The organism is Brevibacterium sp. 91QC2O2 (assembly GCF_024580695.1).
GTDB lineage: Bacteria > Actinomycetota > Actinomycetes > Actinomycetales > Brevibacteriaceae > Brevibacterium > Brevibacterium moorei.
Genome location: NZ_JANIJY010000026.1, coordinates 1 through 12,788, shown reverse-complemented (window position 1 = coordinate 12,788; position 12,788 = coordinate 1). Strand labels below are relative to the sequence as shown.

Sequence of the window (12,788 nt, the reverse complement as noted above, 5' to 3'; positions counted from 1 at the left end):
CGCAGTCCACCACTCTTTCCGATGGCCCCGCTCAGCCCAGTTGGTGCTCGGCCACCAGGAATCCGTCCGAATCGAAGGCGACACCGTTGGCGGCCCTGATCACCGCCCCGGCGAGACGGTCGATCCGCTCCGAGGCGAAGACGCGCATCGCCTGGAATTCCTCACCCAGCGACTGGTGCTCGGAACCGAATTCCGGGTCGATCCACCTGATCTGATAGCCGACGAAGGCCTCGGCCCGATCGGCCAGCAGTTCCGGGGGCGCCTCCTCGACATAGACCCCCAGCTCCACCTCGCCCGCATCCTGGCCGTTGAAACTCAACGGGACCTCCACCGCGTAGCCGTCGGGGATCACGCCCTCGTCACCGGGGGCCATCAGTTCCCGGGCCCTGGCCTGGGCGGCCGCGGAGATCTCCGCGGGGAACTCGGCACCCGGTTCGACTGCCCGCACCCGCTCCAACAGCAGTTCGGGGGACAGCCAGAGCGCGGAGTACACGGTGATGTCGTGCGCCCGGCCGTAGTCGGGCACCAGGAGTCGCACAGCGGCGGAGCCCGGTTCATCGGCCAGCCGCAGGGCCGTCTGCAGCCGCCGGGCGATCGCCGCCAGCAGATCCAGATTGCGGCCCTCCTCCTGCTCGGGCAGACCGTGCGGGAACAATTCGGCCCGTCCCTCGACGTCGCGGAACCAATCCGGCGGCGGCTCGGATTCCCGTTGCCGGGGTCCGCTCAGGACGACCAGCTTCTCCACCCACTCGGGCAGGCCCAGGGCTTGGGCCATGGCCGCGTCGACGGCGATGGGCCCGGCCAGGAACGAGTGCCTGCTCAACCGTGCGGTCCACAGATCGAGGACGCCGAGGCCCCTGCCCAGGACGAGCGTTTCGACATCGGCCCTGCCGTGGCGGTCGGGATCGGCCCGTGGGCCGTCGAACGACAGGCGCGGATCGCGGTTGCCCGCGAGCGCGACGACGTCGGAGAATCCCGACTGGGCGTCCAGGAGCAGCAGATGGCTCTGGGCGAGCTCGATGGTCGGGGGAAGTGCGGTGCTCATCTCTGCCTCCTCATGCACGGGCCGGCACAGCCCGGCTGCGCTCGGCGCATCATCGGGTGGCCCCTTTTCAGAAGGGGCTGCGGTAGAAGTTCAGATACGACCGGCTGGCCGTGGGGCCCTGCTGGCCCTGGTAGCGGTTCTTCGTCGCCGGGTCCGAGCCATAGGGGTGGACGGCCGGTGAGGACAGGGCGAAGAAACACAGCTGCCCGATCTTCATACCGGGCCACAGCGTGATCGGCAGCGTTGCGACGTTCGACAGTTCGAGGGTCACGTGGCCGGAGAATCCGGGGTCGATGAAGCCGGCTGTGGAGTGGGTGAGCAGGCCCAGCCTGCCGAGGGAGGATTTGCCCTCCAGGCGGGCTGCCAGGTGCTCGGGGATGGTCACGAGTTCCTTGGTCGACCCGAGCACGAACTCGCCGGGGTGCAGGACGAAGGGCTCTTCCGGGTCGACTTCGACCAGGCGGGTCAGTTCGGGCTGTTCGGTGGCGGGGTCGATGACCGAGTATTTGTGATTGTCGAACAGCCGGAACCACCGGTCCAGACACACATCGACGCTCGACGGCTGCACCAGCGCAGGATCGAAGGGGTCCAACCCGATCGTCCCCGCCGCGATTTCACCGCGGATCTCGCGGTCGGATAGAAGGCTCACACCCGTGATTCTAACGCGCCGACCGGGTCCCGGACGATTCGCCGCGACACGCCGAGGACACTGCATAAGGGCTGTAGATTCACTCACTCATGGTCTAGAGTGAACCCGACAAGTGCCCGCGCCGATGGTGCCTTCCTCTTTCAACCATGGAAGCCGGGAAAGCTGTCATCTTTCGCGTGGGCGGACATCGCACCAACCGAAAGGTCATACTGTGAAGACTGTCAAAGGTCTTGTGCTTGCCCCCGCAGTAGCCGTTGCGGTTACCGGTTTAGTCGCCGTGCCCGCAGTCGCTAGCACATCCGATTCGGCAACCGCCAAGAGCGCAAAGGACTCGGCCAAGGTCGATCCGCAGGCGGCGACTGCCGCCAAGGAGGTCGACCAGACCGCCATCGCGGACAAGTCCAAGGGAATCAAGTTCACCGGCACCGGGCTGAGCGCGGGGAAGACCGCCAAGGTCACCGTGATCGGCACCGACGGCACCCCGTACACACCGGGGACCGATCTGCGCGTTGATGACAAGGGCCGTGTCACCGGCAGCTATTTCTTCAACGTCTCCGGCAGCGCCAAGGTGCCCGAGGGCGCCTACCAGCTCTACCTGACCGACTCCACGACGAAGAAGGCATCGGCCAAGGTCACGTTCAACGTGGTCGCCGATGACAAGGAGTCCACGAAGCCGAGCGAATCCGCGCAGCCCAGTGAATCGGCAACGCCCAGCGAGTCCGCGACGAGCCAGGCGCCCGAGACCTCGGCGCCGCAGACCAGCGCGGCCGCGGAACCCACGGACACTGCGACGCAGGATCCGAGCGAATCGGCGAGCCCCAGCAAATCCGCCGAGCCGACCCACGTCCCAACCGCGGGCACCCTGCCCGCAACCGCGACCGCCAAGCCGCCGGTGGTCGACCAGCCCAGTGAGTCGAGCACGCCGGCGGAGTCCACCGCGGCGCCCGAGCCCAGTGACACGGCCGAGCCCACCGATGCGGCGAGCCCGACGCCCACCGAAACCACCGCGGCACCCGAGCCCAGTGAGCCGGAGACCTCCGCGCCCACCACGAGCGAGGCACCCGCGCCCGCGGAATCGGCGACCACCGGTGCGCCCACCGCTCCCGCGAGCTCCGCCCCGGCGCCGAGCGCGCCTGCGACGAGCGCTCCGGCCCAGACGCCCGCGCCCACGGACACCGCCACCTCGGCGGCTCCCACGACGCAGGCGCCGAAGCCCACCGCGACCGCAAGCGGCAAGCCCACGGAGTCCACTCCGGCGCCGAGCGCATCGGCGACGCCGAGCGCCAAGCCCACCGAGACCGCGACTCCCAAGCCCAGCGCAACGCCCGAACCCGCGCCGACCACGAGGGTCGAGAAGGCGCCGGCGCCCAAGCTGACGTATTCGGACCAGGGCATCCTGGCCTCCGATTTCGCGGTCGAGGCAGGGGCCAAGGCCAAGAAGATCAAGCAGTCGGCCGACGGTCTGCGGATCTACATGCAGAACGCCCTGCCCGGCGCGACGTACACGCTCACGGTCGACAAGGTCGAGGGCTCGGTCAAGACCTTCAGCACGACCGCCAAGGCGAATAAGAAGGGCGTCGTGTCCTTCGGGGTGGGCGTCAACATCGACCTGACGAAGACGAAGAAGGCCGATCAGGAGAAGGCCCTCGCCGACTTCATGAAGACCTATGTCGGCAAGTACGACATCACCGTCACCGGCAAGGGCGTGCCCGACAAGATCGTCAAGGTCAAGGCCGAGGACAAGGCAGCCGGGAAATCGGCTGACAAGACCGCCGGGAAGCAGAGCACGGCCGAGATCGCCAAGGCCGGCACGCAGCCCAAGCAGAAGGACGCCGCACAGGCTACGGAGAAGGACAAGGCGGCCGAGCCCAAGGTCTCCAAGCCCGAACCGATCAAGGCCACCGGCTGGTTCTACGTCTACAACGAATCCGATCCGAATTCGGTCAAGGCCGCGGGCAAGCCGATGACCCAGCAGGACGAGGACGACGCCCAGAAGGCCACTGCGCCCCAGGGCCCGCAGGACTCCGACTCGCAGGAGTCGACCGGGCACGATGCGCAGAACACCGGCACCGGGGCCTCACAGGACCAGGGCTCCCAGGGCAGCGGTTCCCAGGGCCAGTCCGCCGGTTCGAACGAATCGACCAGCGGTGGGTCCGGCTCGGACTCCGAACCCGCCTACAGCCCGGACAAGGGCGGCGAGGGATCAGGTGCCGACACCTACACCTCGCCCGAGGATTCGAACGATGACTCCGCGGATGAGACGACCGGGGACTCCGGCGATGACTCCGACGACAGCCAGGCGCCCTATGCGGCCGATCAGCCCGGCTCAGGTTCCGGAGAGCAGGAGGCGGGGGCCGTCTACTCCGACTCCGCGGACGAGCATGGCACCGGCGGGGACGCATCCGACGAGGCCACCAACGCCTCGCCGGCATCCGAACTGCCCCGCACCGGCGGTGCCGAGATGGCCGGTCTGGCACTCGGCGCCGGTCTTCTGGTGGTCGGCGGCGCGGCCGTCGTCGTGACCCGCCGCAAGGTGGGCGCCGGCAGCTGAGGCTGCGAACCGGCGCCATCTGAACGCGCGGTGGCCCGCGTGATCGTCGAAGGCAAGCGACGATCACGCGGGCCGCTGTGCGTTCGGCCCGCCGCCGTGCGTTCGACGCGACCGGGGCGCTCTACACTGGATCGGTGACGACTTCCCAACCCGCCCAGAATTCCCAGACCCCACAAGCCCACTCCGGCACCCCTGTTCCACCTGCGAACGGCGGCCTCGACCTGTGCGGCCTGCGCGTCGGTGGGGCAAACCTCGATGTGCGTCCGGTGCCCCTGGCCCCGGGCGAATCCCTTGTCCTGGCGGGCGATCCGGACAATGTCGCAGACGTCCTGGCGGGCCTGCGGGCCCGGATCGGAGCGGGCTCGGCGGCGGACGCGACGGTGAGCCCGGCGGAGGGTAGGGGGACCTCGGCCAACCGGCTCCTGGCCGGCGGCCCCCGCGTCCGCCTGGCCAGGGCGGTGGCCCGTCTGGTCGATCCACGCTCGGAGGCCTTCGCCCGCGCCGGCCGCCACTTCGCGCTTGACTATCCCGCCCTGCGCCGGACCCGGGTGGGCGAGCTGGGCCCCGAACAGTTGGGCCGTGCGCAGCTGGCCTGCGAATTCGCCCACGCCCTGGCACACGGCCGGGCCCAGGCCTGCGTCCACGAACCCTTCATGGGTTTGAGCGGGGGCGCCCGCGCCGGCCTGCGGGCCAATGCCCTGGCCGCGGTGGCCGATTTCGGCATCGGACTGATCACCGCGACGAACAACCGGATCGACGCGGTCCTCATGGCCCCGAATGCGGCGATGGTGGAGAAGGACCAGCTGGCCGACTACGGCCCCCTGGGCGAACAGATCGCAGCACCCCGATCGAATCTGGCCGCGAGCATCGCAGGGGTCAATGTCTTCTCCGGGCTGGCGCGTTCGGGCTGGATCTCGATCGGCCATTCACAGGTGCGCGCCAGAACGGAACTCGACGGCAAGCTGTTCGTCACCATCCCCACCTCGGCGGCCGTACTGTCCCTGGACGAATACGATCCGGCCTTCGACGCCGAGGTCGTCTTCGAAGCCCTGGTGACCGGGATCCGCGACTCCGGCGACCGCGTCCAGGTCACTCTGTCCCCGTCCGATACCGAGGTCGGACTGGTGATGGCCGCGGACCTGTTCGACTTCCGCGGCGCCACCGCGCCAGGACACGAGTGGGGCCTGGTGCATCCGGGACTGGGGGCCTCGGTCGCCGCGCAGCGCGCCACGATCCACGTGGGCACCCGGCTGTGGGTCCAGGTCCGCACCGCCGAGCTGCGGGCCTACCCCGTCGACGCCGCCCCCACCGTCATCCAGAACTGACCCTCCCCACCCGCCCCTTGAGTTCCACTACGACATGAATTGTCGGAAAAACCGATTGGGAGCGTTCCCGATCGACGATTCAGGGCGTAGTGGAACTCTGGGCGGACTCCACCGTGTGTGGGATACGCTGGTGGGCGTGAGGGCAATGGGACACCGGAATGGAGCGCGCACCGTCGCCGGGCGCATCTGGTTGAGCGCCGCGTGCATCGTCGCACTCCTGGCCGCCGGCAGCGTCCCCGCGCTCAACGCCCTGCGCTATACCCCGGCACAGGCCGTCCTGCACTATCTGCGCGCTGTGGGCGCCGCCGACGCCTATGCGGCCCTGCGCTGGGTGCGGGCTCCGGCCACCGATTCGGCGGCCTTCAGCGAGGCCGTTTTGGACAATGCCGCGGATCTGCCCCAGAAGCCCACCGTTACGGCGGTTGAGTCCACCGGTGATACCACCGCACGGGTCAGCGTCGAGTTCCTCCTCGGCACGGCCTCCCGGAAACTCGATCTGGACGTCGTGGCGGGCCCCGGCGATTGGGGCATGTACCGCTCGTGGGCCGTGGACGTGCCCGCCTGGCCCACCCTCGACGTCTCCGGTGGGGTGTCCAATGCGACCGTCAACGGGCAGTCCCTGAAACTGGGCGCCACCGACCACCTGCCGGTGCTCTTCCCCGCGACCTACTCCGTCGCCTCGAACGCCACCTACCTCAAGGCCACCCCGGTGCGCGCGGAGGCGCTTGAACCCGGGGCCGAGGTCCCCGTCACCCTGAACCCGCAGCCCACCGCGGCCCTGACCCGGGCCGTGAACGACCGGGTGCGCTCCCAGCTCGACGCGTGCGTCAAGCAGAAGGTGCTCATGCCCACCGGCTGCGCAATGGGCTACCAGAGCGATAACGACATCCTGGGCGATGTGACCTGGCGGGTCACGGACTATCCCGACATCCGGCTCTCCAGCACGCCCGAGGGCATCCTGCTGCGCCCGGCGCCGGCCACCTTCACGGTCTCGGGCCGCTCCCGGGATGCGGTGAGCGCCTATGAGCAGGACTTCACGTCAACCGTCGAGGTCAACATCTCGGGGAAGGTCGGGGTGACCGGCGACGAGGTCTCCTTCACCCCCGCAGCAGGCGGCGAGGACCTGGGCACCGCCTCCTAGCAGCCAGCGGCCCGAACCAAACACGTCGTTTCCCCGCAACCACGCTACTGCAGCAACGTGTTTGCGGGGAAACGACGTGTTTGCGCCTCAGGCCCCGCGCAGCCCCAGTTCGAGCTCGTGCGGGCCGTCGGCGGAGAACGCGACGGGGATGCCCCAGTCCTGCTGGTACAGATGGCAGGCCGCGTGCAACGGGATCTCCCCGCCGGGCTCCCCATCGCAGGCAGCCGCGCGCGCCGTCACGTGCAGCACGCCCTCGGCGAAGCCGTCGGCCAGAGTGATGCTGCGGCTCAGCCCCTCGGCGCCGCCGGCACCCGCGGTGATGAGCTCGGGCGGAGTCGAGGAGACCTGCAGATAGGTCGGATCGCCCCACCGGTCGTCGAGCTTCTGGCCCGCCGGGACGCTGAAGGACACCTGCAGATCCAGCTCTCCTGTGCCCAGCACGGTGGCGGGTCGGCTGGTCTGCTGCGCGCCCTCGTTGACCTCGAGCGCATCAGCGGGGATCGACACGGCGGTCAGCCGGTGCGCAGCCGATTCGGCCACCAGCAGGCGGGCGGGTTCGGCGTCGTCGAGCACCAGGATGTCCGAGGGCTCGGCCAGATCGCGGGCCAGGGTGCTCAGGCGCCCACTTACAGGATCGAAGCGGCGGATCGCACCATTGTAGGTATCGGCGATCGCGATCGACCCGTCGGGCAGTTCGGCTGCGCCCAGCGGATGCTGCAGCCGGGCCTCGGCGGCGGGGCCGTCCTGGAAGCCGAAGTCGAACAGGCCGGTGCCCACCAGAGTGGTCACCGCGCCGGTGGCCGGATCCAGCCGGCGCAGGGCCGAGGTCTCCGAATCCGCCACGAGCACATCGCCGGCCGCGGACAGGGACAGGCCCGAGGTCTGGGCGAACCAGGCTTCCTCGGCACCTGCGTCCTTCAGGCCCTCGTTCATGGTCCCGGAGAACTGGCGGATCAGACCGGTGGCCGGGTCGAATTCCCAGATCGTGTGATTGCCGGCCATCGCCACGAGCACCCGGCCGGTGGCGGGCACGAAGAGCACATCCCAGGGGCTGGAGAGCTTCACCCCGGTCGCGGGGCCGGCGTAGCGGCCGGTGTCGCCGGGGCGGGCGGGCACATTGTCCCCGGCTCCGACCATGTACTGCTCTCCCGTGCCCGCCACGGTGGTGACGGCCCCGGTGTCCAGGTTCACCCCGCGCAGCTCGTGATTGACGGTGTCGGCCACCACCACGTGGTAGCCCACCCGGTCCGCCAGCTCCGCGGGCAGTTCCGTGGTGCCACCGGGTTCGCTGAAACAGGCCTCGGCGGGTCCACCGTCGGCCTTTCCGCGCTGACCCGAGCCGATCCGGGCCAGCACCGTGGTACCGGCCGGATCGTATTCGACCAGACTGTGGTGTCCGGAGTCCGAGACGAGCAGATTGCCCCGGTGCCCGGCATTGGCCAGGCGGGTGATCTTGCCGGGGAAGAACAGTTCGCCCTCCGGTGCCGGCGGCGGCACATAGGGGCCGTCACCGCGGTGCAGGGTGCCTGCGGATTCGTGTTCGGCCACCAGCTGGTCGATCAGTCCCGTCAGCCCGGCGGAGTGCCCTTCGCCGGACATCGAGGCGACCAGATAGCCCTCGGGATCGACCACGGCCAGGGTCGGCCAGGCGCGGGCGGTATAGGCCTGCCAGGTGACGAGGTCGGGATCGTCGAGCACGATGTGGTCGACGTGGTAGCGCTCGACGGCCTTGTCGAGCGCTTCCTCCGTGCGTTCGAATTCGAACTTGGGACTGTGCACGCCGATGATGACGAGCACATCGGAGTACTTCTCCTCCAGCGGGCGCAGTTCGTCGAGGACGTGCAGGCAGTTGATGCAGCAGAAGGACCAGAAGTCCAGCAGCACGATCTTCCCGCGCAGATCCGTCAGTTTCAGGTCCTTGCCGGCGGTGCCCAGCCAGCGGCGGCCGGTCAGTTCAGGAGCACGGACTTTGAGGGTTTCAGCCATGTGCCCATTCTTCCACGGCGGCTCCCAGATGGATCGACGGGATTTCACACTGTGACCGCTGTGGCCTGCCACGCGAGACCGCCCGCAACGCTCAGCGCCCCGGGGAGCGCCACGTAGGATGGGAGGCATGTGGGATACGGAGATTCGGACCAACCTCGACGACATTCGAACCCGGGTGGACGTGGCAGCGGCCGCCAGCCCCTACGGCCAGTCCGTGCAGGTGCTGCTGGCGACCAAGACACAGCCGGCCGAGAAGATCCGGGTGGCCCTGGAACACGGTTTCACGCTGATCGGCGAGAACCGCGTGCAGGAACTGGTCGCCAAGTTCGATGAGCTGGCCGATATCGCGCACGAGTCCCACCTGATCGGGCCCCTGCAGAAGAACAAGGTCAACCACACACTGGGCCGGGCGTCCTGTATCCAGTCGATCGACGATCCGGGCCTGGCGGAGAAGATCCAGCGCCGCCTGGACGTCCTCGATTCCACCGTCGAGTACTTCGTGCAGGTCAACACCTCGCGCGAGGATTCGAAATCGGGGGTCGCCCCCGAAGCCGCCGCCGAGCTGGTGCGCGCCCTGGCCCCGCTGGACCGGATGCGCCTGCGCGGGCTTATGACGATCGGCCTGCCGGGTGAGACCCCGGACCAGATCCGCCCCAGCTACGCCGCCCTGCGCACCCTGCGCGATCAGTTGCACGCCGATGGGCTGCTCGACGAGACCTCGTTGGAGCTGTCCATGGGCATGTCGGGCGACTTCGAACTGGCAATCTCCGAGGGCGCGACCATGGTCCGGGTGGGCTCGAGCGTCTTCGGCGCCCGCCCCAAGCCCACCATCTAGGGCAGCCCCTCTACGACGCCGAGGCCGCACCCGGGTTCCGATTCCTCGGAACCCGGGTGCGGCCTCGGCCTGAGTGGGTGCGGCCTGAGTGGGTGCGGTCGGGCTGCTGCCGGACCGGCATCCGGTCGGTCCCGCCGGATCAGTCCTGCGGCAGGCCCTCCGCGTTCGGATCGATCTGCTTGATCAGGATCGTCGTGTCCTTGTTCCCCAGGCCCTCTTCGATGAGCTTGGACAGGTTCTCGTGCACCAGGGTGGCGGCCGGCAGGTCGATCCCGGCCTCCTGTGCGCCGGCCAGTGCCAGGCCCACGTCCTTGTGCATGAGCATCGTGGAGAAACCGGGCTCGAAGCCGTTGTTCGAGGCCGCCGTCGGGCTGACGCCGGGCACCGGGTACCAGGTGCGCAGCGGCCAGGAATCGCCCGAGGACACCTTGGCGATGTCGAAGAAGGTCTTGGGATCCAGGCCGAGGCGCTGGGCCAGCACCGCGCCCTCGACCACGCCCTGCATGCTGATGGCCAGCTGCATGTTGTTGACGATCTTCGCCGCCTGACCCGCGCCGTCGCCGCCGGCGTGGAAGACGTTGCCGGCCATCACGTCGATGATCGGTCGGGCCTCGGCGACATCCGCGTCGGTCCCGCCAAGCATGAACGTCAGCGTCGCGGCCGCCGCACCCGTGACACCGCCGGAGACCGGCGAGTCGATGAAGCGGAAACCGTGTTCGCGCGCCGCCTGGTGCAGGTCCTTGGCCGTGGCGACGTCGATCGTCGAGGAGTCGGCCAGCAGGGTGTCCTGCGAGGCCAGGGCGAAGATGCCGTCATCGCCGAAGTAGGCCGCGCGGCAGTGTTCGCCCTTGGGCAACATGGTGAAGGCGATATCGGCGCCCGCCAGGGCATCGGCAGCCGAGACCGCAGGTGTCACGCCGTCGGCGGCCGCCGCGGCGACGGCCTCGGGTACCAGGTCGAAGCCCTTGACGGTGTGGCCGGCCGCCACCAGGTTCTTGGTCATCGGGCGGCCCATGTTCCCCAGCCCGATCCACGCGATTGTAGCCATCGATGCCTCCTTGCATCCGTATGATTCACATCCAGCTATGTCTCGTCTCCCCACTCTAGGCCGTTTGCCCCTGACTTGGTGACCTGCGTCATGTGCACGGGCGCAGAAACTTCGCACCCGGAATGTGCACGAGCGCAGAGATCCGATGAGCTGGAATCGGCGGGCGCTGGACCTGCGGCCCGTCTCAGCGGGCCTGCGCGTGGCCTGCGGCGCGGGGCTTCAGCTCGACAGCAGCAGGAGGACGAGCTCGGCGATCCCGATCGCCCACAGGCAGCACGTCAGGGTGATGACGGCCCGCAGGTTCGGCCGCACTCGGCCGCCCACAATGCCCCGGGCGCCGCGCGTATAGCGGATGCGCTGGCGGGCCAGGACGAGCAGTCCTGTGATCGCCAGGCCCGCGACCAGCACCAGGATGGGCCAGCCGAAGTTCCCCGTCCACTTCAACAGGATGGCGGCCGCGACCAGGAAGGACACGGTGGTCCGCGTCCATGTGAGCGCCGTGCGCTCGGGTTGCAAGCCGAGGTCCTGATGGGGGCGGGGATCCTTCACAGCAGCACGATCACCAGGGCGATGACGCAGGCCAGCACGGCGGCCGCTGACAGCAGCGGGATGATCGCCGGCAGCGGCAGCGCGCGGGAATGGCGCATGGCCCGCTCCACGTGGATCCAGTGCACGGCGGCGCCGGCCGAGATCGCCAGGCCCACCACGATGACGAAGACGCCCAGCAGGGTGCGCATCCAGTCGGGAACCCCGTGCAGCGGCACCGCCTCCAGGGCGATGCCGCCGGCCAGAAAGGCCAGCGAGGTGCGCGTCCAGGCCAGGAACGTCCGCTCATTGGCCAGGGTGAAGCGCGGATCGGGTTCCTCGCCGTCGGGGAACACCCGGCGGGCCAGCGCGGTGCGCTCGTCGATCGGATGGCCGTCGACGAGGTGCTCGTCGGCCGCGCTGCGCTCATCGTCGTTCATGAATCCTCCCCGCCCATCGTAACCGCGGCAGGCATCCACCAAGGGTCCGTCCAGGAGTACCGGGCCCGTCCGGGAGCACCCGGCCCGACCCCGCCCGGTCATGCCGCACCCGGCGCGCCGATATCATTCAATCCATGAACGCCAGCGAGAAACCGGTTGTGCACCCGCACATCGCCCCCGACGACCTGCTGACCCTGCTGACCGTCGCCAGACTGGGCAAGTACACCGCTGCGGCCCAGCGCATGGGAGTCAACCACACGACAATCTCGCGGCGCATCGCGGCGCTGGAGAAGGCGATCGGGCAGCGGGTCCTGACGGCTGCGGCCGGCGGGTACGAACTGACCGGCCAGGGCAGGGAGCTCCTGCCCGCCGCCGAGGCGATCGAACAGGCCCTGCTGCGCATCACCTCGGCCACGGCCCAGACAGGCACCGGCGAGCTGGTGGGCACGGTGCGCATCGCCGCCCCCGAGGCCTTCGTCCTGCACTTCGCGATTCCCGCCCTGGCGGCCCTGCAGCGGCAGCATCCGGGACTGCAGTTGGAACTCAACACCGTCACGCGCAAGGCGCGCAGGTACCGCACGGGGATGGACATCGAGGTCGTCGTCGACAAACCGCAGGTGAGCAACTCGACGCTGCACCCGTTGCGCAAGTACTCCCTGGGGCTGTTCGCCAGCTGGGACTATCTGCGCCGGGTGGGCACCCCCGAGGCTCTGCCGGACCTGGCCGGACACCGGATCGTCTACTATCCGGAGCATTCCCTGGACGTCGACGCACTCGACGGGGCCGTCGACTCGATTCCCACGACGGCCGGTTTCGTCTCCTCGAACTCCGTCGAGGCGCAGGTCCGTGCGACCATCGCGGGGATGGGCGTGGGCCTGTTGCCGGTGTTCATGGCCGGCGAGCACCCCGGGGACTCCGAACTGGTGCGCGTCGTCCCCGACTTCACCCGTCGGATCAGCTACTGGGCCTCGATCCGGCCCGAGGCCCTGCGCTCGCCCCTGGTCACCGCGGTCCTCGGCGCGCTCAAACAGCAGCGCTGAGGCCCTCGGACGGTCTCGGTCCTGTGCGGCCGGCACATCGCATGCGCAAACCTGCAACACATACGCGTATATGCGTATGTGCCCTCTTTGCCAAGCTGGTTGTGAGTCAGTCACGATCAAGCAAAGGAGAGTGATCTCGCATGGTCAGCGTTGTGGGATTCACCGTCGAAGAGGTCCGTGAGTTCGTTCGCGAGTACGAGCGT

11 protein-coding genes are annotated in these 12,788 nt (G+C 69.0%); 5 read left to right on the top strand and 6 right to left on the bottom strand.

Translation table 11 applies throughout. The features are described from left to right. Positions 1 to 31: 31 nt before the first annotated feature. Positions 32 to 1,045 carry a hypothetical protein gene (locus NQ036_RS13630; RefSeq protein ID WP_257059640.1) on the bottom strand — a complete coding sequence of 338 codons (1,014 nt, stop codon included), beginning with the start codon at positions 1,043 to 1,045 and terminating at the stop codon, positions 32 to 34. A gap of 67 nt (positions 1,046 to 1,112) precedes the next feature. Then, positions 1,113 to 1,694 carry a dCTP deaminase gene (gene dcd, locus NQ036_RS13625; protein ID WP_257049603.1) on the bottom strand — a complete coding sequence of 194 codons (582 nt, stop codon included), beginning with the start codon at positions 1,692 to 1,694 and terminating at the stop codon, positions 1,113 to 1,115. Between the two features lie 211 nt (positions 1,695 to 1,905). On the opposite strand from dcd, the gene NQ036_RS15725 reads away from it, so the two are divergent. The 3 genes from NQ036_RS15725 to NQ036_RS13605 all read left to right on the top strand — a co-directional run bounded on the left by NQ036_RS15725 (position 1,906) and on the right by NQ036_RS13605 (position 6,711). Continuing rightward, the gene (locus NQ036_RS15725; protein ID WP_373566597.1) at positions 1,906 to 4,245 is read left to right on the top strand and encodes an LPXTG cell wall anchor domain-containing protein; all 2,340 of its coding nucleotides are present in this window, start codon (positions 1,906 to 1,908) and stop codon (positions 4,243 to 4,245) included. Positions 4,246 to 4,379: 134 nt separating this feature from the next. Beyond that, positions 4,380 to 5,570, top strand: a complete 1,191-nt coding sequence (locus tag NQ036_RS13610; RefSeq protein WP_257059639.1) for an ABC transporter — start codon at positions 4,380 to 4,382, stop codon at positions 5,568 to 5,570. A gap of 136 nt (positions 5,571 to 5,706) precedes the next feature. After that, complete coding sequence (locus NQ036_RS13605; protein WP_257059636.1) at positions 5,707 to 6,711, top strand: hypothetical protein; 1,005 nt, start codon at positions 5,707 to 5,709, stop codon at positions 6,709 to 6,711. 87 nt (positions 6,712 to 6,798) lie between these two features. On the opposite strand, the gene NQ036_RS13600 is transcribed toward NQ036_RS13605, so the two are convergent. After that, positions 6,799 to 8,697, bottom strand: coding sequence for an NHL domain-containing thioredoxin family protein (locus NQ036_RS13600; RefSeq protein WP_257059634.1), 1,899 nt, complete (start codon positions 8,695 to 8,697; stop codon positions 6,799 to 6,801). A 127-nt stretch (positions 8,698 to 8,824) separates the two neighbouring features. Between NQ036_RS13600 and NQ036_RS13595 the strand changes: the two genes are divergently transcribed. Further along, positions 8,825 to 9,532, top strand: a complete 708-nt coding sequence (locus NQ036_RS13595) for a YggS family pyridoxal phosphate-dependent enzyme (RefSeq protein WP_257059632.1) — start codon at positions 8,825 to 8,827, stop codon at positions 9,530 to 9,532. A 139-nt stretch (positions 9,533 to 9,671) separates the two neighbouring features. On the opposite strand, the gene mmsB is transcribed toward NQ036_RS13595, so the two are convergent. From mmsB to NQ036_RS13580, 3 genes are all read right to left on the bottom strand, one after another. After that, positions 9,672 to 10,580 carry a 3-hydroxyisobutyrate dehydrogenase gene (gene mmsB / locus NQ036_RS13590; RefSeq protein ID WP_257049594.1) on the bottom strand — a complete coding sequence of 303 codons (909 nt, stop codon included), beginning with the start codon at positions 10,578 to 10,580 and terminating at the stop codon, positions 9,672 to 9,674. A gap of 219 nt (positions 10,581 to 10,799) precedes the next feature. After that, positions 10,800 to 11,129, bottom strand: coding sequence for a DUF202 domain-containing protein (locus tag NQ036_RS13585; protein WP_257059630.1), 330 nt, complete (start codon positions 11,127 to 11,129; stop codon positions 10,800 to 10,802). Continuing rightward, positions 11,126 to 11,545, bottom strand: a complete 420-nt coding sequence (locus NQ036_RS13580; RefSeq protein WP_257059627.1) for a YidH family protein — start codon at positions 11,543 to 11,545, stop codon at positions 11,126 to 11,128. The genes NQ036_RS13585 and NQ036_RS13580 overlap by 4 nt, the downstream gene beginning before the upstream one ends. Positions 11,546 to 11,679: 134 nt before the next feature. Here NQ036_RS13580 and NQ036_RS13575 point away from each other — a divergent pair, with 134 nt between their 5' ends. Then, positions 11,680 to 12,585 (top strand): LysR family transcriptional regulator, encoded by a 906-nt coding sequence (locus tag NQ036_RS13575; RefSeq protein WP_257059625.1) that lies wholly within the window; start codon positions 11,680 to 11,682, stop codon positions 12,583 to 12,585. The last annotated feature ends 203 nt before the right edge of the window (positions 12,586 to 12,788 follow it).

What these genes read in the sequence shown, in the direction of transcription:
- NQ036_RS13595 (WP_257059632.1), top strand. Translation starts at nt 8,825, where the DNA reads ATGTGGGATACGGAGATTCGGACCAACCTCGACGACATTCGAACCCGG.
- mmsB (WP_257049594.1), bottom strand. Translation starts at nt 10,580, where the DNA reads ATGGCTACAATCGCGTGGATCGGGCTGGGGAACATGGGCCGCCCGATG.
- NQ036_RS13600 (WP_257059634.1), bottom strand. Translation starts at nt 8,697, where the DNA reads ATGGCTGAAACCCTCAAAGTCCGTGCTCCTGAACTGACCGGCCGCCGC.
- NQ036_RS13575 (WP_257059625.1), top strand. Translation starts at nt 11,680, where the DNA reads ATGAACGCCAGCGAGAAACCGGTTGTGCACCCGCACATCGCCCCCGAC.
- NQ036_RS13630 (WP_257059640.1), bottom strand. Translation starts at nt 1,045, where the DNA reads ATGAGCACCGCACTTCCCCCGACCATCGAGCTCGCCCAGAGCCATCTG.
- NQ036_RS13580 (WP_257059627.1), bottom strand. Translation starts at nt 11,545, where the DNA reads ATGAACGACGATGAGCGCAGCGCGGCCGACGAGCACCTCGTCGACGGC.